General features: G+C 48.1%; 25 protein-coding genes and 1 pseudogene. 18 read left to right on the forward strand and 8 right to left on the reverse strand.

Annotated features, from left to right (window positions below; genetic code table 11):
- Positions 1 to 23: 23 nt before the first annotated feature.
- The gene (locus ACXAF9_RS08705; RefSeq protein WP_475072974.1) at positions 24 to 197 is read right to left on the reverse strand and encodes a hypothetical protein; all 174 of its coding nucleotides are present in this window, start codon (positions 195 to 197) and stop codon (positions 24 to 26) included.
- Between the two features lie 24 nt (positions 198 to 221).
- Here ACXAF9_RS08705 and ACXAF9_RS08710 point away from each other — a divergent pair, with 24 nt between their 5' ends.
- The 8 genes and pseudogenes from ACXAF9_RS08710 to ACXAF9_RS08745 all read left to right on the forward strand — a co-directional run bounded on the left by ACXAF9_RS08710 (position 222) and on the right by ACXAF9_RS08745 (position 9,346).
- A complete protein-coding gene (locus ACXAF9_RS08710; RefSeq protein WP_475072976.1) occupies positions 222 to 881 on the forward strand; it encodes a hypothetical protein in 660 nt (219 codons plus the stop codon).
- 288 nt (positions 882 to 1,169) lie between these two features.
- Positions 1,170 to 2,960, forward strand: coding sequence for a hypothetical protein (locus tag ACXAF9_RS08715; protein WP_475072978.1), 1,791 nt, complete (start codon positions 1,170 to 1,172; stop codon positions 2,958 to 2,960).
- 10 nt (positions 2,961 to 2,970) lie between these two features.
- Positions 2,971 to 4,665: a hypothetical protein gene (locus ACXAF9_RS08720; protein WP_475072981.1), complete on the forward strand. Its 1,695-nt coding sequence runs from the start codon at positions 2,971 to 2,973 to the stop codon at positions 4,663 to 4,665.
- The gene (locus ACXAF9_RS08725; protein ID WP_475072984.1) at positions 4,643 to 4,957 is read left to right on the forward strand and encodes a hypothetical protein; all 315 of its coding nucleotides are present in this window, start codon (positions 4,643 to 4,645) and stop codon (positions 4,955 to 4,957) included. The genes ACXAF9_RS08720 and ACXAF9_RS08725 overlap by 23 nt, the downstream gene beginning before the upstream one ends.
- A 131-nt stretch (positions 4,958 to 5,088) precedes the next feature.
- Positions 5,089 to 5,247 (forward strand): annotated as a pseudogene (locus ACXAF9_RS08730) (DUF6531 domain-containing protein); the annotation flags it as partial.
- Positions 5,248 to 5,250: 3 nt separating this feature from the next.
- Entirely contained in the window at positions 5,251 to 6,168 is a 918-nt protein-coding gene (locus tag ACXAF9_RS08735; RefSeq protein ID WP_475072986.1) for a hypothetical protein, read from the forward strand.
- 13 nt (positions 6,169 to 6,181) lie between these two features.
- Positions 6,182 to 9,043: a polymorphic toxin type 50 domain-containing protein gene (locus ACXAF9_RS08740; RefSeq protein ID WP_475072989.1), complete on the forward strand. Its 2,862-nt coding sequence runs from the start codon at positions 6,182 to 6,184 to the stop codon at positions 9,041 to 9,043.
- Positions 9,044 to 9,049: 6 nt separating this feature from the next.
- Positions 9,050 to 9,346: a MafI2 family immunity protein gene (locus ACXAF9_RS08745; protein WP_475072991.1), complete on the forward strand. Its 297-nt coding sequence runs from the start codon at positions 9,050 to 9,052 to the stop codon at positions 9,344 to 9,346.
- 39 nt (positions 9,347 to 9,385) lie between these two features.
- Here ACXAF9_RS08745 and ACXAF9_RS08750 read toward each other — a convergent pair whose 3' ends face one another.
- The 3 genes from ACXAF9_RS08750 to nadS all read right to left on the reverse strand — a co-directional run bounded on the left by ACXAF9_RS08750 (position 9,386) and on the right by nadS (position 11,052).
- Positions 9,386 to 9,580 carry a SymE family type I addiction module toxin gene (locus tag ACXAF9_RS08750; RefSeq protein WP_475072993.1) on the reverse strand — a complete coding sequence of 65 codons (195 nt, stop codon included), beginning with the start codon at positions 9,578 to 9,580 and terminating at the stop codon, positions 9,386 to 9,388.
- 292 nt (positions 9,581 to 9,872) lie between these two features.
- Positions 9,873 to 10,712 (reverse strand): SDR family oxidoreductase, encoded by an 840-nt coding sequence (locus ACXAF9_RS08755; RefSeq protein ID WP_475072995.1) that lies wholly within the window; start codon positions 10,710 to 10,712, stop codon positions 9,873 to 9,875.
- A gap of 46 nt (positions 10,713 to 10,758) precedes the next feature.
- Positions 10,759 to 11,052, reverse strand: a complete 294-nt coding sequence (gene nadS / locus ACXAF9_RS08760; RefSeq protein ID WP_475072997.1) for a NadS family protein — start codon at positions 11,050 to 11,052, stop codon at positions 10,759 to 10,761.
- 463 nt (positions 11,053 to 11,515) lie between these two features.
- Between nadS and ACXAF9_RS08765 the strand changes: the two genes are divergently transcribed.
- From ACXAF9_RS08765 to ACXAF9_RS08780, 4 genes are all read left to right on the forward strand, one after another.
- Complete coding sequence (locus ACXAF9_RS08765) at positions 11,516 to 12,460, forward strand: hydrogen peroxide-inducible genes activator (RefSeq protein WP_475073000.1); 945 nt, start codon at positions 11,516 to 11,518, stop codon at positions 12,458 to 12,460.
- Positions 12,461 to 12,465: 5 nt separating this feature from the next.
- Positions 12,466 to 14,544, forward strand: coding sequence for an ATP-dependent DNA helicase RecG (recG, locus tag ACXAF9_RS08770; RefSeq protein WP_475073002.1), 2,079 nt, complete (start codon positions 12,466 to 12,468; stop codon positions 14,542 to 14,544).
- A 29-nt stretch (positions 14,545 to 14,573) separates the two neighbouring features.
- Complete coding sequence (locus ACXAF9_RS08775; RefSeq protein WP_475073004.1) at positions 14,574 to 15,083, forward strand: DUF501 domain-containing protein; 510 nt, start codon at positions 14,574 to 14,576, stop codon at positions 15,081 to 15,083.
- A 142-nt stretch (positions 15,084 to 15,225) separates the two neighbouring features.
- Positions 15,226 to 17,040, forward strand: coding sequence for an endonuclease/exonuclease/phosphatase family protein (locus ACXAF9_RS08780; RefSeq protein ID WP_475073005.1), 1,815 nt, complete (start codon positions 15,226 to 15,228; stop codon positions 17,038 to 17,040).
- An 81-nt stretch (positions 17,041 to 17,121) separates the two neighbouring features.
- On the opposite strand, the gene ACXAF9_RS08785 is transcribed toward ACXAF9_RS08780, so the two are convergent.
- Together ACXAF9_RS08785 and coaD are read right to left on the reverse strand one after the other, a co-directional pair.
- Complete coding sequence (locus ACXAF9_RS08785) at positions 17,122 to 17,367, reverse strand: YfhL family 4Fe-4S dicluster ferredoxin (protein WP_475073007.1); 246 nt, start codon at positions 17,365 to 17,367, stop codon at positions 17,122 to 17,124.
- A 55-nt stretch (positions 17,368 to 17,422) separates the two neighbouring features.
- Positions 17,423 to 17,908, reverse strand: coding sequence for a pantetheine-phosphate adenylyltransferase (coaD, locus tag ACXAF9_RS08790; RefSeq protein ID WP_475073009.1), 486 nt, complete (start codon positions 17,906 to 17,908; stop codon positions 17,423 to 17,425).
- A 353-nt stretch (positions 17,909 to 18,261) separates the two neighbouring features.
- Between coaD and ACXAF9_RS08795 the strand changes: the two genes are divergently transcribed.
- Positions 18,262 to 18,879, forward strand: a complete 618-nt coding sequence (locus ACXAF9_RS08795) for a TetR/AcrR family transcriptional regulator (RefSeq protein ID WP_475073011.1) — start codon at positions 18,262 to 18,264, stop codon at positions 18,877 to 18,879.
- Between the two features lie 22 nt (positions 18,880 to 18,901).
- Here the strand turns inward: ACXAF9_RS08795 and rsmD are convergent, their stop codons facing one another.
- Together rsmD and ACXAF9_RS08805 are read right to left on the reverse strand one after the other, a co-directional pair.
- A complete protein-coding gene (rsmD, locus tag ACXAF9_RS08800; RefSeq protein WP_475073014.1) occupies positions 18,902 to 19,528 on the reverse strand; it encodes a 16S rRNA (guanine(966)-N(2))-methyltransferase RsmD in 627 nt (208 codons plus the stop codon).
- 62 nt (positions 19,529 to 19,590) lie between these two features.
- Positions 19,591 to 20,817, reverse strand: a complete 1,227-nt coding sequence (locus tag ACXAF9_RS08805) for a hypothetical protein (protein WP_475073016.1) — start codon at positions 20,815 to 20,817, stop codon at positions 19,591 to 19,593.
- A 121-nt stretch (positions 20,818 to 20,938) separates the two neighbouring features.
- Here ACXAF9_RS08805 and ftsE point away from each other — a divergent pair, with 121 nt between their 5' ends.
- The 5 genes from ftsE (at position 20,939) to thiS (ending at position 24,361) form a co-directional block, all read left to right on the forward strand.
- Complete coding sequence (gene ftsE / locus ACXAF9_RS08810; RefSeq protein WP_475073018.1) at positions 20,939 to 21,598, forward strand: cell division ATP-binding protein FtsE; 660 nt, start codon at positions 20,939 to 20,941, stop codon at positions 21,596 to 21,598.
- On the forward strand, positions 21,588 to 22,640 hold the full coding sequence (ftsX, locus tag ACXAF9_RS08815) for a permease-like cell division protein FtsX (RefSeq protein WP_475073020.1): 1,053 nt from the start codon (positions 21,588 to 21,590) through the stop codon (positions 22,638 to 22,640). The genes ftsE and ftsX overlap by 11 nt, the downstream gene beginning before the upstream one ends.
- A 112-nt stretch (positions 22,641 to 22,752) precedes the next feature.
- Complete coding sequence (gene rpoH / locus ACXAF9_RS08820) at positions 22,753 to 23,628, forward strand: RNA polymerase sigma factor RpoH (RefSeq protein ID WP_475073022.1); 876 nt, start codon at positions 22,753 to 22,755, stop codon at positions 23,626 to 23,628.
- A gap of 149 nt (positions 23,629 to 23,777) precedes the next feature.
- Entirely contained in the window at positions 23,778 to 24,161 is a 384-nt protein-coding gene (locus ACXAF9_RS08825) for a DUF423 domain-containing protein (RefSeq protein WP_475073024.1), read from the forward strand.
- Positions 24,161 to 24,361 (forward strand): sulfur carrier protein ThiS, encoded by a 201-nt coding sequence (thiS, locus tag ACXAF9_RS08830; protein WP_475073026.1) that lies wholly within the window; start codon positions 24,161 to 24,163, stop codon positions 24,359 to 24,361. The genes ACXAF9_RS08825 and thiS overlap by 1 nt, the downstream gene beginning before the upstream one ends.
- Positions 24,362 to 24,380 lie beyond the last annotated feature (19 nt).

A 24,380-nucleotide genomic window follows, 5' to 3' on the forward strand; every position in this document is an offset into this window, starting at 1 on the left:
AAAAGTCCCGAAAGGGGCTTTTTTTATTGGCGATACCCCTCCCGAAACCCACTCACCAAAAACCGATACCCACTCTCTTTAAGCTTCTGATTCGAGCATCGCTTACTGCCGCTTCGGCGTATCTCTTTATATCCATAAATAAAGTTGTTCTCCTTAGCTTGTAATGGCATGATGGCCAAAATTAATAAGTCAAACATGCTTATATCTCAAGGATGAGATTGATGAAGTACTTTTTCGTTGTACTCTTTTTATTTTTTGCAAGTATAGCTAATGCATATGAAGAACCTTTATTTGAAGGTAACCCTAATCACTTAAAGGTTCATAGATTCTTCTCTACCCCTGAAGAAGCTATTGACGCATGTATAGAATTCGTTGCTCTTCGAGGGTACCCGAATAGTGGATCCGGAGTGGATGCATATTATGGGTGTAGGCCTGAACCATCCATTTATAAGAAGTCGACGGGCTTATGCGATGAACGCTGCTCAATAGGCTCTGACCCTAAAATCTGTACGCTTCTGGCGCTCCAATCAAGTTGCATTACTGTAATGGCACACCCAATCAGTCTGGTTGACAGCCAACAAAGTCTACATGAATCCGTATATGAATCCAGTTACCCCAGTATTTTGAGTATTTCGTACCACAACAATAACCGTGCAAATACGCGTTTTACACCTTATAGCTATCGTTCACAATTCACAGCAGGTACAAATGTCGTTCGCTTCAAGGAACCAATGTGTAAGCCTTTTGCAAATCCTGAGCAATACGCTGATTTTGAATTATATGATAAGGATGAAGACGTAATTTCATCGTTGGTAAGCAATTTTTATCGATTGGTGATTGAGTTTTTAACTAGTAATAAGCGTATCATTATGGACGGCTAAAGTTGTAAGGATGTTGTTTTTTGGTGTTTTTCCGAAAATAGCTAAATCCAAAGATAAGTCAGGTGGTTTAACTTTAGGCGAATAACTTAATGTTCGGTAATAATAAGGGAATAACGATAGTTTAGTTAATAATTGGTGATTAGTTGGTATGCGCAGTCGGGAATGATAATGGCTATTGTGACTAGTAGGGTTGAAGGAATTGATGCTTATAGTGTGTGAGTTATTTAAAAATAACGATAGGCTGTCTGTTCTAATTATAGTATCCGGCTTGATGTGAGGAGGTTTTGTATGAGGGTAAGTTTATTTATAAGTTTTATTTTTTTTGTTTCTAGTTCTGGTTTTGTTTATTCTGATTCCGATGTGATCTTTGATTATTATGAGATGGGGTCTGGCTTTGGACCATTTTCTACTGTTGACGAATATTTAGAAGAAAAGAATAAATTTTTTCAAACTAGTTATGAAGAGTGCAAACTTGGTGAAGCTCATATTTGTGTGAAGTTTGAAATTACTTCTTATGAACCTGTCCCGAACTCTTTATTGATAAATGGTAAAAGCACATATTTTTCTATAAATAGGAGTGCTTATCACTGGTACAGAGAAAGGACGGGTGAGTTTTATCCAAGTGTGGGACCCTTGGGTTTATATGCGAATATTAGTTGTGCTGGTACAGATATCTTGTTTCAAGAAGAACCTGGTGTTTACATTTGTTTAAGTAAGGTGTGTACTGTGCCTTCTTATTTGAATAAAGCTAGTGGTATGTGTGAAGAACGCTGCCCAATAGGCTCTGACCCTAAAAACTGTGAGTTACCGCCATCACAGCCAAGTTGCACTACTGTTACGCCGCACCCAATCAGTCTAATTGATGGTCAAAAGTGGCTACGTGAATCCATATATCAGTCTAGCTACTCGGATGGTTTGAGTATTGCATTTCATTATAATAACCATGCAAATAACCGTTTTACTGCTTATGGTTATCGCCCACAATTTACGGCGGGTACGTATGTTGTTCGTTCATATAACCCGGGTTATGTGCTCGATAAAACTTACGTTTATCCAGGCAGGGTTTACACTACTCTTACCGAAACTCAGACTCAAGCAATAGCTAACCATTGGAAGCACAACTACGACTATACACTGGTAAAGACGGACAGTGGTTTTACCCTATTTACGCCTAATGGTAGCTATACACAGTTCAATACAGTAGGCCGAAGTGTTCAGTACCCAAACCAGAAGTTATCAGAATTAGACAACGGTTATGTCCTGACCAAAGGTACGCAGTCTCTCATCTTTAATTCGAATGGCCAGCTAACAGAGCTAAAAGAACCTAACCGAGTAATAGACGTTACCTACGCTGATCAGCAGCAAACACTGACTCTTAAAAAGAACGATCAGCTCATCGAAACGGTTACCATCGATTACGATACTGAGCACCGTGCAACACGCTTTACCTTCGAGACGGGTCATGTTGAGCTGGAATGGGATGCCAGCCTAACGTCCCTTACCTACTTCGATTCATCGGGTAATCAATATAAGAAGCGGATCTTTAACTACGATGACGAGCGGTTCCCTGAATCGGTAACCAGCATTGATGATGACTACGGCTCAGGTCCTGAGCAATACGCGTATTTTGAATACAACGATGAAGGCAAAGCGGTGATGTCATCGTTGGCAGGGGATGTGGATCGTTTGGAAGTTGCATATCCGACTAATTACCAACGTATCGTTACGAATAGCCAAGGGTATCAAAAGAAATATTATCTGACTGAAAATGATCAGTTCCGTAAGCTGGCTAAAGTCGAAGGTGAGGCCACAGTGAGCTGCGAGCCATCCAGTGCCGAGTACCAGTACGATAACAGCGGTAATTTAATTCAGTCGATTGTTAATGGTGTGACTACGCAGTATGAGTATCAAAATGGTTTTGAGACGAAGAGGGGTGAAGGTGTTGGCACAGAAAGCGAACGTACGATTGAAATTGAGAGAAATAACGAAGGATTACCTTCCTTAATCAAGAGTAGTAGCAATACTTCGATTATTTATAGTGATGGTTTGCCTCAAATTATTGATGAGCATCAAAGGTAAGGTTAGGGAGATGATAAATTTTTTAGATTTATTTAAGATATTTGTATATTTAATGATATTGGTATTTTCATCCAGTGCTTACTCTTATTATGTGGATGTACAGGACGGCAAGCTTTTTGAAGTTATTCAGTTCTATAAAGATAAACAGGAAGCGATAGACGCGTGTTATCCATTTGTAGAATCGGTAAGTGATAAAGATCCTGATTTACTGTGTGGTTTTACAACAAGCTCAAATGGTAAAGAGTTCATGCAGGCTGGTTGGGTAGGTGGTTACCTATTAGTGTTTTATTTTAACGTGCAGTGCGAAGGAGTGCTCGATGAAGAGTATGGTTGTATTGAACCTGCTTGCCCTGAGCCATCAATTTTTAACGAGATAAGTCAGCTCTGTGAAGAACGCTGCCCAATAGGTTCAGACCCTGAAACCTGTGCTCTTCCGCCACCCCAGTCAAGTTGCAGTACGGTAACAGACCACCCTATCAGTCTAATTGACGGCCAAAAATGGCTACGTGAATCCATATATCAATCCAGCATCCCCGGTGGTTTGAGTATTACGTACCACTACAATAACCATGCAAATACCCGTTTTACTGCTTATGGCTATCGTCCACAATTTACGGCAGGTACATATGTTGTTCGCTCTTACGAGCCGATGTATAAGCCATTTACTGGGCACGTGTATACAAAAAAGGCGTACTCAAACGTTACAGAAACTCAGACTCAAACAATAGCTACCCATTGGAAGCACAGTTACGACTACACACTGGTAAAGACGGACAGTGGTTTTACCCTGTTCACGCCTAATGGTAGTTATACACAGTTCAACACATCAGGCCGAAGCGTTCAGTATCCAAATCAGAAGTTATCAGAATTAGACGACGGTTATGCCCTAACCAAAGGCACGCAGTCTTTTACTTTTAATTCGGCTGGTAAGCTAATAGAGCTAAAAGAACCTAACCGAGTAATAGAAGTAACTTACGCGGATCAACAGCAAACACTGACTCTTAAAAAGAATAATCAGCTCATCGAAACGGTTACCATTGAGTACGACACTGAGCACCGTGCAACACGTTTTACCTTTGACACAGGTCATGTTGAGCTGGCATGGGATGTCGGTCTAACGTCCCTTACTTACTTCGATTCATCGGGTAATCAATATAAGAAGCGCATTTTTAACTACGATGACGAACGATTCCCTGAGTCGGTAACCAGCATTGATGATGACTACGGTTCAGGCCCGGAGCAATACGCGTATTTTGAATACAACGATGAGGGTAAAGCGGTGATGTCATCGCTGGCAGGCGATGTGGATCGGTTGGAAGTTGAATATCCGACTAATTACCAACGTATCGTTACGAATAGCCAAGGGTATCAAAAGAAGTTCTATCTGACTGAAAATGATCAGTTCCGTAAGCTGGCTAAAGTCGAAGGTAAGGCCACAGTTAGTTGCGAGCCGTCCAGTGCCGAGTACCAGTACGATAACGACGGTAATTTAATTCAGTCAGTTGTTAATGGTACGACTACGCAGTATGAGTATGAAAGTGGTTTTGAGACGAAGCGAGTCGAAGCGTTTGGTACAGAAAACGAGCGAGTTATTGAAACTTCAAGAAATAATGATGATTTACCTACCTTAATAATAGATGGAAGTAAAACCACTGTTACTTATAGTGATGGTATGCCTGTTAATGTTGGAAGAAGTGAAAAGTAAGATGATTGTTGTTATTTTAAAGTTAAGATCTTTGCCTTTGCGTCTATTTGCGATTTTTTTTATTTTAGGTATGTCATTAATTTTACCCTTTAATGCTATTGCAGAATGGCGAGCGTCATCGTTTTCAACAGTGATAGTTTCACCTTCAGTATCGACGGTTTGTAGAAATGTTTTGATGCATCATTCAGGTGTTAGTTTAAAAAACAAGCTCTCCTATAATAATTGTAATATAAGGGATGAATATGTTGGTTATACTGAAGAAAAAATTATCCCAATAGAAGGTATTGTATAGCTAAGCGGGTAAGGGATGAATGCGATAATCCTAATTATAACTATGAACATGAGTGGCATCTTTCAGCCTTTTTTTCGGAATCAATAAGTAATAATGGTAATTCCTGTAATAATACAAGTAACCCTATAAATATAGCTACAGGAAATAAGTTTTATAAATTTAAGGATGTAAATGGTTCTATTGAATTCAATAGGTATTATAACTCTCTAGGAGGGGGTTGGTCTTATGACTTTCTTCAAAGGCTGGAATGGCATAATGATTTTTATACGGTGATTAGGCCGGATGGCTTTAGTGTGGACTTTTCGTTAGAGGATGGTGAGTTTGTACCGCCTAAACCAATGTCCATGAAGCTGAGTTTTACCGATTCTGGTTTTAAGTTAATATTAGGAAGTGGTGTAGTCGAGTACTTTGACGCTAGTGGTCGACTTACCGAAATTAATAATTTTGGGCATATATATACACTAACTTATGACGGAGAAAATGTGACCGTTCATTATGGTGACTCTTCTTTGGTTATTTCACTATTGGGCGATGGGAGTTATCAAGTTAAGAACATTGCTTCTGATGGTGTGAATCGGGTTAGTTATTCATATGCAGAGACTAATTATACAGATCAGCTTGTTAATGTGACTTACCCTGATGGCTATGCATTAAATTATCTTTACGAAGACACCGATAACCCAATTTCCGTTACAGGTGTCAAGGATTCGTCAGGTGAAGTACTCTATTCAGTTGAATATAATAACCAAGGACGAGCTGTCCGAAGCGAGAAAGGACATTCAGGATCGGGTGTTGAAGTAAGTACAATAGTGTATAACTCTGATGGGACACGAACGGTAGCTAATGCCTTAGGACATGATACGGTCTATGCCTTTAAAGTGTTTGGAGGGCAGTACAAAGCAGCAATGGTTGAAGGTGCTGCAACAGACACCTGTGCAGGATCAAAGAAAGCTTACACCTACGACGCGAATGGTTTTTTGGTTAGCCAAACAGATTGGCAAGATATAACAACCCAATATGTCAGAGATGATTCTGGTCGTACACTCAAGAGTATCGAAGCCTTCGGCACCCCAAATCAACTCGAAACCACCTACACTTACGATTCACAAAACAGAGTGACCAAAATACAGTCACCGACAAAAAAAGAAATTTTCACCTACGATGAGTATGGTAAACTTCTCAACCATACTTCGACATCGCTAAGTCAATGATAAGGACATCATTATGATCAGGAAGAACACGCTTCTTACTGCACTTTTATGCGCCTCTCTTTACGTGCCTGCTTCGGTTGCCAGTCAGCAATGGAGTTACACCTACAATGATCTTGGCTTAGTTGAAACCGTAGATGGCCCGCGTACGGATGTGAGTGACGTTACTCGTTATGAGTACACAGAGCGCGGCTGGCTAACCAAAATCATCAATGCCGCAGGACACGAAGTAACCTTCGGTGGGCATAATATCTACGGTAAGCCCACCGTCATTACCGATGCGAATGGCTTTCAGTACTTTAATGAGTACGACACCCGTGGCCGCCTAATTAAGCGAAGCTACACAGCGAACGGTGCGAATGTCGAGTACGGTATCGCGTATCGGCCTTCTGGCGAAGTGGAGAAAATCACAGCCCCTGATGGCAGTTGGGTTGCGTTTGAATACGATGCGGCGCGTCGACTCATAGCATTGCAAAACCAAGCCGGGGAGCGCATCGAATATACCCTAGACCTAATGGGGAATGTAACAGCGCAGTCCACCAAGGACAGTAACGGCAACGTGACTTACCAATCGACGTATAACTACAACGAGATTGGTCAGATGTTGTCCGCTATTGGTGCTGATAGTGGAACCGACAAATTGTGGCACGATGCCAACGGTAATCTAAAAAACCACACAGACCCAAACCAAAACTTTACCCAATATGAGTACGATGCGTTAGAACGCCTAACCAAAGTCATCGATGCGGATCAAAGCACCACCCAATACGAATACGATCAAGCTGATAACCTAACCAAAGTAGTTGACCCTCGGGGTGTTACAACCACATATCAGTACGATTACTTAGGCCGTGTAACTGAGCGCAACAGCCCATCTACCGGCGTTACCACGTATCAATATGATGATGCCGATAACCTCATCGCGACCACCGATGCGAAGAACATCACCACACGCTACAGCTACGATGCATTAAACCGATTGCTAACAACCAGCATTGATGGTTACCCAAGCTACAGCGAAACATATCACTACGACACCTACCCAAGTGGGGATGTCACTCAACCAGCGGTAGGGCAGCTGACCGAAGTTGAGGATCAATCGGGTCGCATTCTTTATACCTACAACGAACGAGGCAAATTAGAAGAGCGGCTTCGTAGCATGGAAGTTGAAGGTAAAACACGTTATCTCGGTTTTAACTACCTGTACAACAATAAAGATCAGCTCTCGTCTGTGATTTACCCAGAAGGATTAAAAGTTAATTACCAGTGGTCGCAAGGGCAGTTAACAGGGATCGATATTGAAGGCTTAAAACTGGGGCAACGTACCGTACTCTCGGATATTACCTACCAACCTTTCGGGGGAGTGAATGGGTTTACGTGGGGGAATGGAATCACCTTATCCCGCAATTATGACCTGAACGGTCGTTTGATCAGCCACGACATCAGCCCTGTCGACACCATTGAGTACTACTACGATCTTGCTTCTAACCTGCTGACGCAAAATCGTAACGATGGTCAGTTCACGTATGAATACGATAATCTGCACCGGCTAACCGAAGAAGAAACCGATAACTACGCAAAACGTTACACCTATGATGCCGTAGGTAACCGGACTAGAAAAGTCCAAGAGAGCTTCAAGGCCGATGGCACGACACAAACCAGTACCCAAAGGCTGACATATGAAACCGACTCCAACAAACTGAAAAAACGTTGGAGCACCGCCATCACTCACGATGAAAACGGCAACATTATCAGTGGTATATCGAGCCACGTATTCACCTATGGCCCGAACAATCGAATGATGTCGGCTAAAATAGGTACCGCAGAGCGAGCCCGTTTTTACTACAACGCCTATGGCGAGCGAATTCGTAAACTCAGCTCAAAAAGTGGCACGCATGTACTCTTTCAATATGGCTCCAACGGTAAGCTATTAACCGAGAGCTTTGTGAACAAAAGTGGCCACTACTACCGGATCAACAACTACATCTGGTATGGCGATACACCTGTCGCCTTGGTAGAACAAAACCTAAGCTCTACCGGAAATGTATGGGCGGAGTACATCAAATATATCCATACAGATCATCTAAATACGCCCATCTACATCACGCAAAATGATCAAACGGTGATCTGGAAATGGGTCAGCGATGCGTTTGGGCAAGGCAGCCAAATCACCGATCCAGACGGCAATGGCAAACGCTTTTACTTTCGACTGCGCTTCCCCGGTCAGTTTTATGATTGGGAAACTGGCCTAAACTACAACTACTTCCGCGACTACGCACCGGCTTATGGGCGTTATGTGCAAAGCGACCCTATAGGGTTGAACGCTGGCCTGAACACGTTTGGGTATGTAGGTGGGAATCCGGTTAATTATGTTGATCCCAAGGGACTAATCTGTGTTCCTTGCGCTGTAATTGGTATTGGTATTGGTGCGTTATTGAATCCAATGCCAGCTAATGCACCAGGAGAATGTGATGTTGTTGAGGGGTATTCAGGTGTTGATGCAGCTTTTGATATCGCTAGTTTCATCCCTCCTGCAAGAGCTGCAAAAGGCCCTGTAAAAGAGTTACTTGAGGAAGCGGTTTCAAAGGGAACACCGAAAGTGAAATGGGGAGCGCAAGAGAAGCATTTCCCTGGGCACAACTCTTATACACCTGGTCGAAGTACGATGACTAGTGACCCAACTAAACTTGCACAACAGGCAGGTACTGGCCAACAAGTTGGAAAGGTTCCTGTAGGGCAACCTGGTTCAAAAGAGAGGGTTAATTTTGGTGAAAGGATTGGAACATACATTGATCAGGCTGGTAATGCTTCGCCGACCACAAATGGCATTATTCATTACTCTAAAGATGGCATCCATATTGTTCCAGCGAGGCCATAGATACTAATGAATATCAATACTTTAACTCGGTTATCTCTTCAGCGAGCCCTTTTGGGTGAGGTGTCTGCATTACTGCGTGCAGTCGTGTTTTCGATTGAAGACAAAAATATTGATGTTAGGTTTTATTTGGATGGCCTGATCAATGAAAAGGATGAGGAATCAGCTTCTTGTGTTGAGACGGAGATAATTGCTGATTACGAAGAAGATTATGCAATTGTTGTTAGTTGTATAAGATTAGATTTTCCACAGCCTATCAATGATGATGGAGTATGGGTTTATCAAAGGCGCGAATCTGATTTGTAGTGAGTGGTTTTTAGCCCCGCATTGCGGGGTTACTTGTATTTACTCAGCCGTAACGACTAAACAGCCCTCCATCACTCTGACCTTCACAGGCGTATCAATCTCAAACCCCGCCTGAAGACCTTTAAGGTGAATCTCGCCAATGGGTGTACGGTCAAGGGTATTTTGGTTTAACTGGTAGGAATGGTTAGCCTCTCGGACTTTTAATTGTCGTTGGTGGGCTTTAGTTTTGGACAAGCGCAAAGCTTGCGTATGATCACTGGTACTACTAATAACATTGTGTTAGGTTGTTGTGCTTAGTTGAGTCTCGTTATTGGTAGCGCCTCGACTAAGAGCCTTTTAAATGGTTGTTTAGCCGCTTTTGGTTTCTGCCATATTGATGATACGAGACCAGCGTTTAGCCTTGTGCTTGATAATAAGTCCCTCCAATACCTCAAGTAAAATAAATTTATCTCGGTCTTCCTAATCGTTCTGATAGCGCCATATTGTTCATTGCTTAAGAGGTACTTCTTGTTGTTGCGTACTAAATTTAGTACCCCTCCCGAAACCCACTCACCAAAAACCGATACCCGCTCTCTTTAAACTTCTGGTTCGAGCACCGCTTACTACCACTTCGGCGTATCTCTTTATACCCCGTAATCTCCGTTCCGCGTTGCTCAGCTAGCCACTTCATGACATCGTGAATGGGCGTTGGGTGATCATCGCTGGCAAGGTAGATCGAGTCGATGGCTTTGCCTTGCTCGAGCAAGCCGATTAAATGCGCTAACACACCTGCGCAATCATCCCTGTGAATGCGGTTGCTGTAATGGACTGGCTCTGGCGGGGCAATGATTCCTTCTTCAACGGTTCGCACCATGTGACCACGGCTGGGGCCGTAAATACCGCTAAAGCGCACCACTGTGCTGTTGGGGTATGACAGAACATTCTCCTCGGCCGCCACCATGATTTTTCCCGTCTCGGTTTTTGGTTCGGTGGGGGAGGTTTCATCCACCCATTCGTGGTTATGCTGGCCATATACACTGGTGCTGGAGGTAAAAAACAGATGCTTAGGTTGTGCGGGAAGCGCTTCTAACACATGGCTAACCCCATCAATGTAAGCCGTTTGATAAGCGGCTTCGCTTCGCCCACTGGCGGTCGCGCAATACACCACGTAATCAAAGGGGGCTAATTGCCCTAACACCGATAGAGACGATTTATCACTTAAATCCGCTTTGATCGCATTGATGCTATCGGGAAGTTGGTTTATCGTTCGGCGTATCCCATACACAACGGCCCCAGAGTCGTGTAAACGCTGCCCTAGCGCGATGCCCACATCGCCACAGCCAGCAATAAGAACACGTACGGGGGCGGTTGGATTAGAGTGATTCATCGGTTTCCTATCTTGCTCTCATGGGGTGTAGGCGAAAAGTTTCAGTTTAGTGCTTATGAAGGGCTTTAACGCTACCTTCAGGATCGGCTGCCAGTATTCTTAACAGTGCTTTAGCTGGGCCTGTCGGTTGCCGTCGCCCTTGTTCCCAGTTTTCCAGTGTGCGCTTACTCACACCGATAAGGAGTGCAAAGCGGTTCTGGCTCAGTCCCACCTGTTCCCGAATTTTTTTGACCTCAGGGTCTTTAAATTCAGTTATGTGGGCTGGGGTGCTTTTACCTTGAACGATGTCGTCCATCTCTTTTACGCTGGCCAACAGTTCGTCAAACATTTCGTTTTTCATCTGACCACCTCTCGACTATCAGTTTCAGTGCTTTTTTCTGTTCTGGCGTAAGGCCTTCCCTTTCCTTCAAGTCTTCACCTTATTTTTCTAAGGCCGCCTGTACCTTGGATGATGACACCCATATCGGGGCGTTGCACCAGGGCTTCCTGTAAATCCTTATACTCGTCATCACTGATCAATTCTTTGATGCGACGGGTAAACACGCTGGTTTCAATGAATATCATAGTTAAAATTATACGTCATTGGCGTATATAGTCTAGCTTATGTCGGAGCTGGACCTAGTTTCATGCGGAAAGGTGCTGGATAGTCTCTAAATCTGATAGGTAGGATTTATCGTATGAAACCTATTCAATAGCCTAGATGCTATAAAAGAGTTGGTTTATAGTGCGGCTTAATTCCGAAACAATGTCATCTTAAGCCTAAAACGCTACCTGAATTGGCATCATATCAGAGGAGCACGTCCATGACGCTGACTGAGCTGCGCTACATCGTAACCTTAGCCCGTGAGCAACATTTTGGCCGAGCCGCCGAGAAGTGTTTTGTAAGTCAGCCGACGCTGTCGATTGCGGTTAAAAAACTCGAGGAGGAGCTAAACGTCGCCTTGTTCGAGCGCAGTAAGAACGCTGTGCGTCTGACCGATGTGGGCCAGCGCATCGTCGAGCAAGCCCAAAAGGTGCTCCAGCAAGCCGACACGATTAAAGATTTGGCGCAATTTGGTAAAGATCAGCTTAAATCCCCGCTGCGTGTCGGGGCCATCTATACGATTGGGCCTTATCTGTTCCCGCACTTGGTGCCAGAAGTGCGCAAAATCGCGCCGGACATGCCGCTCTACATTGAAGAGAACTTCACCGCTCGTCTGCGTGAAAAACTGCGCAACGGCGAGTTGGATGCGATCATCATCGCGTTGCCGTTTGAAGAGCCCGATGTCGTCACTCGTGTGATGTACGACGAACCCTTCGTGATGCTGCTACCCAAAGGGCATCAGTGGTGCGATCAGAAACAGATCGACTCCAGTGCCCTCGTCGATACTGAGCTATTGATGCTGGGCGAAGGTCACTGCTTCCGCGATCAAGTCTTAGAAAGCTGCCCAACCCTGACGCAGGCTATTGCGCAGCAACACTCGGTCACCGAAGGCTCCTCCCTTGAGACGATCCGTATGATGGTGGCCAGTGGTCTGGGGGCGAGTGTATTGCCGATCTCCGCGACGAAAGGGCATTACCAGTCCAATTTAGTGGAAACTCGCCCGTTCAAATCGCCACAGCCGATTCGTACCGTAGCGATTGCTTGGCGTGCCAGCTTCCCAAGGCCTCAAGCCATTGATGTGCTGGTTGATGCGGTCAGCCGTTGCTCGATGCCGTTGGAGCAAGGCAAAGCGATGGGCAGTGCTGGGGCGTTAGAGACCGCGTAAGTGAGATGAGTGCGTCTGTGATTCTTCCCCCGGTAACGGAGCTCAAAGGCGTTGGCGCCGCGATGGAGCTTAAGCTTGCGCGTTTGGGCATCGAAACCCTGCAGGATTTGCTGTTTCATCTGCCGATTCGTTATCAAGATCGGACACGCGTGTTGCCGATTGGCAGCTTACGTCCAAGCGATGAGTGCGTGATCGAAGGGGAGGTCAAAGCCTGCGACATCATCAACGGTCGACGTCGCAGCTTACTGTGCCGGGTGCAAGACGGCACCGGCACGATCACTTTGCGATTTTTTCATTTCAGTGCCGCGCAAAAAAATCAGTTAGCGACGGGTAAGAGGGTTCGTTGCTTTGGTGAGGTCCGTCCGGGTCCATCGGGGCTTGAGATGGTTCACCCTGAATACTCGACCCGCAAAACCGGCATCAATGCACCGGTGGATGAACACCTAACTCCTGTTTATCCTATGACCGAAGGGCTGCAGCAAAGCCGCTTGCGCACCTTGATTAATCAAGCGCTGGAATGGCTCGAAACCGGCTCCTTACCTGAGTTGATCCCCGAAGGCTTGCGTCAACAGTGGCGTTTACCGGAGCTTGGTGAGTCCCTTACCTACCTTCATACGCCGCCCGTTGATGCCAACGTGGACTTAATGCAAAAGGGGATGCATCCCTGCCAGCGCCGTTTGGCCTTTGAAGAGTTACTGGCCCATCACCTGACCTTAACGCGTCTGCGTCAGCAGGTGCAGCAAAACGGCGCGCCCGCGTTGCCTTACCATGGTGTACACACAAAAGCGTTTTTGGATCAGCTACCCTTTAGCCTTACTGGGGCGCAGCAGCGGGTCTGTAACGATGTCGCGAGGGATTTGAACAAACCTGTGCCCATGCTGCGTCTGGTTCAAGGGGATGTCGGGTCGGGTAAAACCGTGGTCGCAGCGATGGCAGCGTTGCAAGCGGTCGAGAACAATCGCCAAGCGGCGGTGATGGCGCCTACCGAGATCCTAGCTGAGCAACATTTTGCCAACTTTACGGCTTGGATGGAGCCTCTGGGGATTAAAGTGGCGTGGTTGGCCGGTAAAGTTAAGGGTAAGCAGCGTGAGACACAGCTTGCGACGATTGCCAGTGGTGAGGCTCAGATTGTTGTGGGCACCCATGCTTTGTTTCAGGATGATGTCCGCTTTTACAACCTAGGCCTTGCTGTAATTGATGAGCAGCACCGCTTTGGTGTGCATCAGCGCTTGAGCCTTCGGGAGAAGGGGCGCGATGGGATTCAAACGCCGCACCAACTGATCATGACGGCCACCCCCATTCCGCGTACGTTAACCATGAGCGCCTATGCGGATCTGGATTGTTCCATCATTGATGAACTCCCCCCTGGGCGTACCCCAGTGAACACCGTGGTCATTGATGATAAGCGCCGCGATGAAGTGATCGAGCGGGTTCGTGCAGCCTGCCGAGAGGGACGCCAAGCCTACTGGGTGTGCACCCTAATTGAAGAGTCCGAAGCGCTGCAGTGCCAAGCGGCCGAAGTGGCAGAGGCGCTGCTAAAAGAGCAATTACCGGAGCTCAAGATTGGGCTTGTGCACGGCCGGATGAAAGCGGCCGAGAAAGCCGAGGTGATGGCGCGCTTTAAAGCCGCTGAGTTGGATTTGCTGGTGGCGACCACCGTCATCGAGGTCGGTGTGGATGTCCCGAATGCCAGTGTGATGATCATCGAAAACCCCGAGCGCTTAGGCTTGTCGCAGTTGCACCAGTTACGAGGCCGGGTAGGGCGAGGGTCGGTCGCAAGCTTTTGCGTGTTGATGTACCATGCGCCGCTCTCCAAGCAGGGTAAGGCCCGCCTTGGTGTGATGCGTGAAACCACCGATGGCTTCAAAATCGCTGAAAAAGACCTAGAGCTCAGAGGTCCAGGCGAAGTCCTTGGCACGCGCCAAACCGGTATGATGCAGTTTCGCATTGCGGATCTTACCCGGGACAAAGACATGCTGGATCGTGTACGCCAAGTGGCCGATCAAGTGCAGAAAAACCGTGATCTGATGGATGCGATCACTCGCCGTTGGCTGGGCCGCGGTGAAGAGTACGGACATGTTTAAACTAAAAAGTGGCAAAAGAGAGCAAACCCATGCCCGTAACAGAGCAGCACATCGAGATCATCCGCGAACAGATCGGCCGAGAGCCTGAGGGCTTGATAGAGGTCGTTGCTACCTCCAAAAGTGGCACGCCGCTCGCGCTTCGCATGCGCTCGTTGGTCAATGATGTGCCGTTCCCAACGCTTTATTGGCTTTCGTCCAAAGAGCTCTGTAAGGCGATTGGGCAGATTGAAGGCCGCGGCTGGGTAAAGCATATCGAAGCACGCATCCAAGAGGATGAGGCGTTAAAAACTCAGTATTTGGCGGATCAGGCTCGATACGTTAAAACCCGTTGGGAGATGATGCTGCCCGAGGATAAAGCCCGCATCGAAACGCTCGGCTTTACCGAGATGTTTGATCGCTACGGCATTGGCGGTATCTCGCAGTGGGACAAAGTCCGCTGTTTGCACATGCAGTTTGCACATCACTTGGCAGATGGTAATGTGATTGGCCGTCTTTTGGATGAAGAATTTGATCTCTCGGCCAAAGACTACCGCTTATAAATCAAACGCAGGTAGCCGTTTGTACACTGTTTTCGATCGGGAACTTATCCTGTCACAGAGTGTTCAATATCTCGCGATAGGATAGACAATAAGAACGATCAACCAGCAGAAGGAAGTCGCTGGTCTACAGTAGGGATTCACTATGAAACTGGCTACCTTTAATCTTTATCAGTTTGCGGCACCCCCATTTTATTGGTACGAACTCACCGCCTCTAACCGCTACTCAGACCGATCTTGGGATGAGAAAAAACAGTGGATAAAAGACCAACTGCGCTTGATGGATGCCGATGTGGTCGGCTTTCAAGAGGTGTTCAGTGTCAAAGCGCTTAAACAGCTGGTGGAAGAGTGCGGTTATCCGTACTTTGAAACCGTCGATGAGCCTGAAATTGACCCCAATTACCCGGATGTCTTCATAAAGCCTGTGGTGGCGTTGGCGTCCCGGTTTCCGGTGGCGGAAGTTCAAACAGTGACCTTAAGCGAGGTTCTGCTGGATGAGCTGCCACTCTCGCCGGAGTTTGCGTTCAGTCGCTACCCCATCCGTGCCACGATCGAAACGGATTCGGCCTTAGGCCCTGTGGTGGTGTATGTCGCGCACCTTAAATCCAAACGCCCCATGATCGACCCGATCGAGTACCTTGAAGATGCCGATTGGGTGCTGCGGGTGAGCGATACCCTTCAGCGTTTATCCCGAGGTCATGTAGCTGCGCTTTTACAGCGCGGTGCGGAGGCGACGGCTCTGTATCATGATGTGAGCCGTCTGTTGGAGTTTGATGCTAATCAGCCGATTGTCGTGCTGGGCGACTTGAACGACCGAGCGGATTCCATCCCGTTGGCGGCACTGACCATGAATGATCGGATTTACGAGATTGGGGGCGTGCGCGCATCGGACTGGCCCGAGGAGGCCCGTCAATCGCTGTACGATTACCGCCTAACCGATGCGTTTGATCTGGCTGGAAGTTGGGTCCACGAAGCCCGACCGTTTACGCACATCTATAAAGGTGAGGGCGGCGTTCTGGATTACGTGTTGGTGTCCAATGCCCTTAACCAGAAAAACAGCGATGGCAAGGGTGTCGTATCGGAATACCAAGTGCTCAACGCGCATCTAAACTCCGATGGGGTGGGCAACCATAAGCAATCGGATCACGGACAAGTGGTCGTGACGCTCAAAGCCCAGGCCGAAACGACCACTCAACCTGTGGTGGCGGAGCCGGTCGCGGAGCCACCTTTTGTGGCGCCGGTGACAAGTGCGCTTACGCGTCAGGATTTTATCGATTTGGCTGGCGGTATTTACCAAAGCCGCGAAGGCTACGAGGATTGGGGCAGCCAAGATAAGTGGCAGAACTTTTGGCAGTTCTTCTTTGATGAAGGTTATGGCTGGGTGAAATCGGTGTACGGCGCGGTGCCGATTGATGATCTGTACCAAAAACGCCGCCACAGTATTGAGCACATCATCCCGAAATCGTTTTTAAAATCCTACTTGCGTAAAGCGGGTGTGGCGAACCATGTTCGCGAAGGCGCCACGGTGAATCCGCTTAACTTTGCCGCGTGTGAGCGTGGAATGAACTCCTACCGGTCTAACTTCCCGTTTGATATGGAAGGCGATAAGGTGAAACGCCCTTTCCGGTTGGATCTCAACCCTGAAGCCTTTATGACAACAGGGCTTGATGCTGAAAACGAGTGGATCATCCCATCGCGTACACGGGGGGATATTGCCCGTTCGATTCTGTACATGACCTTGGTGTATGGCATTGATGAGCTGTATAACCGCCACCTAGAGACCTTAGTGCACTGGGCAAAAGTAGACCCTCCATCGGCGTGGGAAATCGCCTTTAATGAGTGGGTCTTCGCGCGCCTTGGCATTCGTAATCCGTTTATTGCGCCGCCCGAGAAAGCGTTGGTACTGCTGAATGATCGACAACTGCTGGAGTCGATTCTGCTACCGATAGAGCGCTCGTAACGCTTTAAAGCGCACTTTCGCCTCCAAAAGGCACAAAAAAAGCAGGCTCATGAGCCTGCTTTTTCGTTGATTGATGACACCTTACGCCGTTAAACGGTGGTATTTTTCCATCAACTCATCTTGTGTTTCTTCGTGGTCTGGATCTTTAGGGATACAGTCCACTGGGCACACTTCTACGCACTGCGGTGTATCGTAGTGGCCAACGCACTCTGTGCATTTACCCGGATCAATTTCATAGATCTCTTCGCCCGGAGAGATCGCCTCATTTGGGCACTCCGGCTCGCATACATCGCAGTTGATGCATTCATCAGTAATAATCAATGCCATGATGGCTACCTCTAATCGGTGTTAATCGGTCTTGTCTAGTCGTTATATATAATAATTATTCAGCGCTCTGCAGCAGTTCCTGCAGGACGCTGTTGACGGCGGGATGTACAAATTTACTGACATCGCCACCGAGTACTGCAATCTCTCGTATCAGCGTAGACGAGATAAACGAAAGATGCTCAGATGGCGTTAGGAACAAGCTTTCGGCTTGTGGTGCCAGCTGACGGTTCATATTTGCAAGCTGAAACTCGTATTCAAAATCCGATACGGCTCGCAGTCCACGAAGGATCACGTTTGCGTTGTGCTGTTTAACCAAGTCGGCAAACAGACAATCAAACCCAACCACCTCGACGTTATTCAGATCTTTTAAAACCTCTTTGGTGAGCTCAGTTCGTACATCCAATGTCAGTAGGGGGCTTTTTTTTGTGCTCGCTGCCACCGCTACAATTACATGGTCGAACAATTTGGCTGCACGGTGCACCAAATCAGAGTGCCCATTGGTGATCGGATCAAACGTACCCGGGTAAATCGCTAAGGTCATGACATAGCTCTCATGCTGTAGGGTCAGTAAAGGGCGCTCAGGTTTAATGGGCGAATGGTAGCGAAAATCGGTGATCCAGACAAATAGATAAATGGAATGCCTTATATATTAAAGGTTATAAAAAAATGGTTATTTATTTCTGTTCGGAATATTAATTAGAATCATTCTCAACAAGTACGGACGGACGAAAGATCTATATAAACATTTCTATTGGCATGTAAAATACACGCTACCGCATTGCACACAGTGCATGTTTTTTGGCTGAACTAAACCGTTTTTCTGTTGCCATATCGGGTAATAACCGGCATGGCCTACCCGTGCACAGTTAACGTGGATCCATCAGGAGAGAAAGATTGCGTCGCACTCGTGAAGAAGCCGAACAAACCCGTCAGGAGTTGTTAACAACGGCGATGTTTTGTTATGCCGAGCATGGCATCAATAACGTGAGCTTAAAGGCCATCGCGGCCGAAGCTGGCGTCACGCATGGCGCATTCTATTGGCACTTTAAAAACCGCGACGATCTGTTGATTGCGCTGGCCCAAGTGGTGGATCTACCTTTCGAACAGCACCTTTTAGAGCAGCTTCAAGCCATTGAGCAAAACGCCTTAGAAGCGCTGCGGGACTTTATGGTACAGGTCACCTTGGATGTGATGAACGATCGCCACTCTAAGGCCGTTTACAATCTTTTTTATAGCCGTCAGCAGATGTTGCCGGATGTAGAAGACTTAAACGAGATTTTGGATCAGAACGTCCAAGAGTGGTTGGCCTACATCGACCGCTTCCTAAAGCAGGCTCGAAAGCAAAAGCAGGTCAAAAAGAAAACGCGTAACCAGCCATTGGCGCAGATGTTTTTGGCCCAAATGTTTGGGGTGTTGGCACTGGATATGCGCCTAACCCCAGAAGAGATGGATCAAAAAGCGCTGGTGGAAACCGCTTTTGATGCTCTCGTGCAGGGCATTGCCGCCGATTAACGCCGCGTAGCGTTCACGTGTCTTACAATTCGCGGATCTCGCGCTCGTAAATTCGGTACAACACTTGGCCTGCGCGCTTCTCTTTAAGGGCGCTCCAGTGCTCAGGCAGGTTTAAATGGCCTGCTGTAGATTCGGTTTCGATGTAGATTAAAGCATGATCCGATAACTGCCCGCTGGCTTCCAGTGCCTTACAGATCGGCTCAACCAAGCCTTTATTAAAAGGCGGGTCGAGAAACACCAAGTCATACTGAACCCCTTCTTTCCCCAATAATTGATCTGCAAACAGAGCGGCATCCATCTGAATGACTTCGGCCTTTTGGCACTTTAACGTTGTTAAGTTGCGTTTGAGTTGGCTGGTAGCGGCGGCGGCCTGATCCACAAAGGTCGTATGAGCGGCGCCACGCGACAGCGCCTCGAGGCCCAGCGCGCCACTGCCGGCAAACAGATCCAAACAATGCGCTCCGCCCACATGAAACTGTAGCCAGTTGAATACGGTTTCGCGGACCCGATCCGGTGTGGGGCGCAGACCTTCAATCGCCGGAAACGGCAGCTTTCGGCTGCGCCACTCTCCGCCAATGATTCGAAGGTCTTGGCGAGCGGCATCGGCAGTAGGGCTGGCAGTACGACGGGGTGGATGGCGGCGCGGCATGGTTACACTCTTTTCATCAAACGATGGGCTATTGTACTCGAACCAAGGGGCAGCCCAAACCGTTAAAGCACCCAAACGGAAATGCTGTTTTCTGGGGCGAGACGGTCTTTAAGGGCATCGTGGATCTCGTTTTCTGGAATCGCCTCCAGCATGGCGCGAAACTCAGTGACCGCCGGTAGGTGCCAGCCATAAAAAGCGGCATCGTTGATCAAGGCTTGTCGCGAGTCGTTTTGCTCCAGTTGCGAGCGGTATTGATCCACCAATCGAGTGATCATTGTACTGATCATCGCCTCATCAATATGCTCTAAAACTGAGCGCTGCAAGCGCGCTGGGGTGTCCGCGCTCAGTGCCTTACTGCTCGTAAGAAGGATGCCCTGATACCCCTTTGGCCAAGCCGGTTGATAGATCACCCGAAACGAAGCGCCTTCAGACAGCGGGAGCTGCTGCATCGCCTCTGCCAATAGGTGAGTGATCAACAGCGAAGTGCTGTGCTCCGTGAATGCATCGGTAGGGGCATCACCGTTCAGTGGGGTTGTGCGATTGGCCGGTTGCAACATCAACAAAAGTGGCGATGGAGCATTTAGGCGTAGCTTTTGGGGAAGCGACGGCGATGCAAGTCGAGGTGATGGTGAAGCTGTCTCCTTGTGAGCTGTCTTCGAAAGGGCCAATGCGTTTGTTTTGATCGCATCTTTAAGTTTTGGAGCGCTGATCAACAGAGTAAAGGTATCGAACACGTTTTGATAAAGGCTTGGGTCAGAGTAAACCGCGAGCTGAGTCGTGGCGTTCGTAAGCGCACGCTCACTGATGGATTGTTGTTCTAGGTACAACTCGGCTTTAGCCCGCTCAAGAGCATTCGACAGTGCGCTGTCCACCTCTGATGCAAAAGCGTTCAGGGCTTTTAGGGTGTCATCGGGGTTAAAACGGGTCTCATCTGAGTAGTGCGCCGTTAACGTCAGCTTATCGGGGGACCAGCGCGCCGTGAATTGACTTTGGCCTGTAAGGGCGGTGTCTGCTGCGAGTTCTAGGGCTTTGCGTACGGTTTTAGCCTCTAAGTTTAATGCGCTTGGGATGGCGTAATTTACCGAGAGGCTTAGGCCTTTTAGCTCATCCATCTCAGTTGCAAATACGGTGGGGGCCCATTCGATGATCTCAGGGGCGTTTTGATGTCGGTACTGATAGGTAAGCCAGACAATCACCGCCCCGATCAACACCGGTAACAGCTTTAAATAGGTTCGGTTAAACAGCGGTTTCTGCTCGTCGTTGTGGCGTGATGTCATCGGTTTTGGCATGGTGTGTGTCGTAGCGACCTTGGTTGCTGATAACAAATCGACCTAGAGGTTGGATTTCGTCCTTCGTTAAAGGACAGCCTATGATACGATAGCGGCCAGTTTGCAGGAAGTTTGATCGGACATGATTCAGTTTGAACACGTCTCCAAGCGATATGGAGAAGGACACGATGCCCTAAGGGACATCAACTTTACGTTGAAGTCGGGCGAAATGGCGTTTTTAACCGGCCACTCAGGTGCCGGTAAAAGTACGCTGCTTAAGTTGATCATGTTGATGGAGCGCCCAACCTCTGGCGTGGTTACCGTCGGCGATCACAACCTCAATGAGTTGGCCCGCAAAGGGGTGCCCGCGCTTCGCCGCTCCATCGGCGTGGTGTTTCAAAACCACCAATTACTCTTTGATCGATCCGTTTTTGAAAACGTGGCTTTACCGCTGCACATCAGTGGTTACTCGCCAGAAGATTCAGCACGAAGAGTCCGTGCCGCTCTGGATAAAGTCGGTTTGCTGAGCAAAGAGAAACTGAACCCATTAGCGCTTTCAAGCGGTGAGCAGCAGCGCGTGGGCATAGCACGTGCCATTGTGCACAAACCCAAAGTCTTGTTGGCCGATGAGCCCACCGGTAACCTTGACCCGCAGCTTTCGGCCGAGATTATGCGCTTGTTCGAGCAATTTAATCGCGTCGGCACAACCGTGTTGATTGCCAGTCACGATCTATCCCTGATTACCCGCATGCAGCACCGGATGCTGACCCTTAAAGAGGGGAGGTTGATCCATGACCAATAAGCCCCGCGGTGCGGTACGCGTCACGCCAAAACCGGTCCCCGAAGAACCTAAAGCCTCAGCGCGTCGCAAGAAAACCGCTGAAGAGCCGCCTCGCCGAGGGGCTCAGCAGCATAAGGTCGATAGCAAAGCCTATCGTCAAAACTGGATTCGCCACCACCTAGAGGTAGGTAAGGCATCTTTGAAGCGCTTGTTGGCGACGCCGCTGCAAACCTTAATGACCGTGGCGGTGCTGGCCATTGCGTTGACGCTGCCTGGGTTTATGTTCTCAGCGTTAAGCTCGATGCAAGGTGTTACCACGGGTTGGCAAGGGGAAACGCGTTTATCGCTTTATCTCTCTGAAAATCTATCGGATGAAGATGCCGACCGCCTAGGGCGTACATTAATGCTGCGTGATGACATCGCCGCGATTGATATGATCTCGAAGAACCAAGGTCTTTCTGAGTTTAAAGAGTACGCAGGTTTTGGTGATGTACTGGATTCGCTGGATGAAAACCCACTGCCGCCGGTGATTTTGATCTTACCAAAAACGCACGAGGCGAAGGATCTCGGCCTTCTGCGTGCAGAGTTTGCCGCGATGCCCGAGGTCGATGAGGCGGTCTTAGATATGGAGTGGCTACAACGTTTAGAAGCCATCTTGTCGCTGGCGGAACGAGCCGTATACGTGCTGGGCCTCTTGCTGGGCCTTACCGTCTTGCTGGTGGTTGGGAATACCATCCGTGCAACCATCGAGCGTCGACGAGATGAGATTGTCGTGTGTAAGCTGGTGGGAGCCACCGATGCTTGGGTGCGCCGTCCGTTTTTATACACAGGTTTTTGGTACGGTTTGCTCGGCGGTGTATTGGCGTGGCTTATGATTCAGGTAGCGTGGTTAATGCTCGAAACACCGACACTGGAATTAGCGTCTTTGTATCGAACTCGTTTCGAATTGACAGGTCTTAGTTGGTACGGCAGCGGAGTGTTGCTGGCCTCCAGTATTGTCCTTGGCTGGTTAGGCGCGTGGCTCTCCGTTCGCCGCCACTTACGGGCCATTGAACCGGCTTGATCTTTGCGGTTTGAGTCGCTATCTTTCTGTGTGCTTACCAAGGAGTGGTAAGGAACTTTTTACCGGATCAGTCGTCTTATATCTGGATTGTAATACACGAGGTTAGGATTAAATGGGCAACAGTTTGCAACTCATTGAACACGTATCACCAGGTCAAAATCTGGATGCGTACGTTCAAACAATCAGTACGATTCCTGTACTGAGCGTCGACGAAGAACGCGAGTTAGCCGACCGTCTGTTTTATCAGAACGATTTAGAAGCGGCGCGCCAGCTCGTCTTATCGCACTTGCGCTTCGTCGTGCACATTGCACGCAGCTATTCGGGCTACGGCTTACCTTTGGGCGATTTGGTTCAAGAGGGTAACGTAGGCCTTATGAAAGCGGTTAAGCGTTTTGACCCGAGCATGGGTGTTCGTTTGGTCTCTTTCGCCGTTCACTGGATCAAAGCCGAAATGCACGAGTACATCTTACGTAACTGGCGTATTGTGAAAGTGGCGACCACCAAAGCTCAGCGTAAGTTGTTCTTTAACTTACGTTCACAGAAAAAGAGCTTAGGTTGGATGAACAACGATGAAGTGTCGGCCATCGCCGAAGACTTAGGTGTTGATGAAGGCGTGGTTCGTCAGATGGAAGGCCGTATGGCATCCATCGATACCTCTTTCGATGCACCGGTCGGTGACGATGATGACACCATCGCAGTGGCACCCGCCCAATATCTGGAAGATCAGTCGGCAGACCCTGCCAATTTGCTGGAAGCCTCAAACTGGGAAGAAGATTCACAAACCCGTTTGATGGGGGCGCTCAACACGCTGGATGATCGCAGCCGCGATATCTTAGCTCAGCGCTGGTTGACTGAAGAGAAAGCGACTTTGCATGACTTGGCTGCACAGTACCAAGTATCCGCAGAGCGCATTCGCCAGCTTGAGAAAAACGCGATGAAGAAACTCAAGTCGGCCATCGGTATCGAGCACATGGAGCTCGCCTACTGATCCACCGAATCCATCATAAGAGCCGCTTTTTAGCGGCTTTTTTTGTGCTCGCGACCGGGCTTATTCATCGTGCTTGGTAAAACCTTGTTCAGTTACCTAAAACCGATCATCTTCATGGTATACTTTCGCCGCACATTAAGGAGAGGCGCATGACAGTCCGGTTATTTTTGTTGTTTGCCGCCGTCAGTGGTTTTGTCGCTGTCAGCATGGGAGCGTTTGGTGCTCACGCGCTGAAAGGGCATTTAAGCGATCGAATGCTGCAGGTTCTGCAAACCGGTGTTCAGTATCAGTTTTATCACACGTTGGCGTTGATGTTGGTCGTGGTACTGTTGAAGCACCGTGCTTCACGTTTGTTGTCAGGCAGTGGCGTTGCCTTCGCTGTGGGGATTATCCTCTTTAGCGGTAGCTTGTACGTGCTTGCGCTCTCTGGAATTCACACGTTTGGTGCAGTGACACCGTTTGGTGGCATCGGCTTTTTGACCGGTTGGGTCATGCTGGCACTGTACGCATTGTCTGATCGTTGGAGAACGTAATGCAATTATCGGTAAACGGTGATGCGCTCGAATTGCCTGAACGCGCAACCTTATCCACCTTGATTGATCACATGGCGTTAACCGGTAAGCGCATCGCCATCGAAGTTAACCAAGAGATCATCCCGCGCAGTCAGCACGCTGAATTTGAGCTAAAAAGCGGAGATCAGATCGAAGTCGTCCATGCGATTGGTGGCGGCTAAGCGCGAAGCGATCGACCTT

The organism is Neptunomonas sp. ABH4_499, from assembly GCF_056160565.1.

What these genes read in the sequence shown, in the direction of transcription:
- ACXAF9_RS08705 (WP_475072974.1), bottom strand. Translation starts at nt 197, where the DNA reads ATGTTTGACTTATTAATTTTGGCCATCATGCCATTACAAGCTAAGGAG.
- ACXAF9_RS08710 (WP_475072976.1), top strand. Translation starts at nt 222, where the DNA reads ATGAAGTACTTTTTCGTTGTACTCTTTTTATTTTTTGCAAGTATAGCT.
- ACXAF9_RS08715 (WP_475072978.1), top strand. Translation starts at nt 1,170, where the DNA reads ATGAGGGTAAGTTTATTTATAAGTTTTATTTTTTTTGTTTCTAGTTCT.
- ACXAF9_RS08720 (WP_475072981.1), top strand. Translation starts at nt 2,971, where the DNA reads ATGATAAATTTTTTAGATTTATTTAAGATATTTGTATATTTAATGATA.
- ACXAF9_RS08725 (WP_475072984.1), top strand. Translation starts at nt 4,643, where the DNA reads ATGTTGGAAGAAGTGAAAAGTAAGATGATTGTTGTTATTTTAAAGTTA.
- ACXAF9_RS08740 (WP_475072989.1), top strand. Translation starts at nt 6,182, where the DNA reads ATGATCAGGAAGAACACGCTTCTTACTGCACTTTTATGCGCCTCTCTT.
- ACXAF9_RS08745 (WP_475072991.1), top strand. Translation starts at nt 9,050, where the DNA reads ATGAATATCAATACTTTAACTCGGTTATCTCTTCAGCGAGCCCTTTTG.
- ACXAF9_RS08755 (WP_475072995.1), bottom strand. Translation starts at nt 10,712, where the DNA reads ATGAATCACTCTAATCCAACCGCCCCCGTACGTGTTCTTATTGCTGGC.
- nadS (WP_475072997.1), bottom strand. Translation starts at nt 11,052, where the DNA reads ATGAAAAACGAAATGTTTGACGAACTGTTGGCCAGCGTAAAAGAGATG.
- ACXAF9_RS08765 (WP_475073000.1), top strand. Translation starts at nt 11,516, where the DNA reads ATGACGCTGACTGAGCTGCGCTACATCGTAACCTTAGCCCGTGAGCAA.
- recG (WP_475073002.1), top strand. Translation starts at nt 12,466, where the DNA reads ATGAGTGCGTCTGTGATTCTTCCCCCGGTAACGGAGCTCAAAGGCGTT.
- ACXAF9_RS08775 (WP_475073004.1), top strand. Translation starts at nt 14,574, where the DNA reads ATGCCCGTAACAGAGCAGCACATCGAGATCATCCGCGAACAGATCGGC.
- ACXAF9_RS08780 (WP_475073005.1), top strand. Translation starts at nt 15,226, where the DNA reads ATGAAACTGGCTACCTTTAATCTTTATCAGTTTGCGGCACCCCCATTT.
- ACXAF9_RS08785 (WP_475073007.1), bottom strand. Translation starts at nt 17,367, where the DNA reads ATGGCATTGATTATTACTGATGAATGCATCAACTGCGATGTATGCGAG.
- coaD (WP_475073009.1), bottom strand. Translation starts at nt 17,908, where the DNA reads ATGACCTTAGCGATTTACCCGGGTACGTTTGATCCGATCACCAATGGG.
- rsmD (WP_475073014.1), bottom strand. Translation starts at nt 19,528, where the DNA reads ATGCCGCGCCGCCATCCACCCCGTCGTACTGCCAGCCCTACTGCCGAT.
- ACXAF9_RS08805 (WP_475073016.1), bottom strand. Translation starts at nt 20,817, where the DNA reads ATGCCAAAACCGATGACATCACGCCACAACGACGAGCAGAAACCGCTG.
- ftsE (WP_475073018.1), top strand. Translation starts at nt 20,939, where the DNA reads ATGATTCAGTTTGAACACGTCTCCAAGCGATATGGAGAAGGACACGAT.
- ftsX (WP_475073020.1), top strand. Translation starts at nt 21,588, where the DNA reads ATGACCAATAAGCCCCGCGGTGCGGTACGCGTCACGCCAAAACCGGTC.
- rpoH (WP_475073022.1), top strand. Translation starts at nt 22,753, where the DNA reads ATGGGCAACAGTTTGCAACTCATTGAACACGTATCACCAGGTCAAAAT.
- ACXAF9_RS08825 (WP_475073024.1), top strand. Translation starts at nt 23,778, where the DNA reads ATGACAGTCCGGTTATTTTTGTTGTTTGCCGCCGTCAGTGGTTTTGTC.
- thiS (WP_475073026.1), top strand. Translation starts at nt 24,161, where the DNA reads ATGCAATTATCGGTAAACGGTGATGCGCTCGAATTGCCTGAACGCGCA.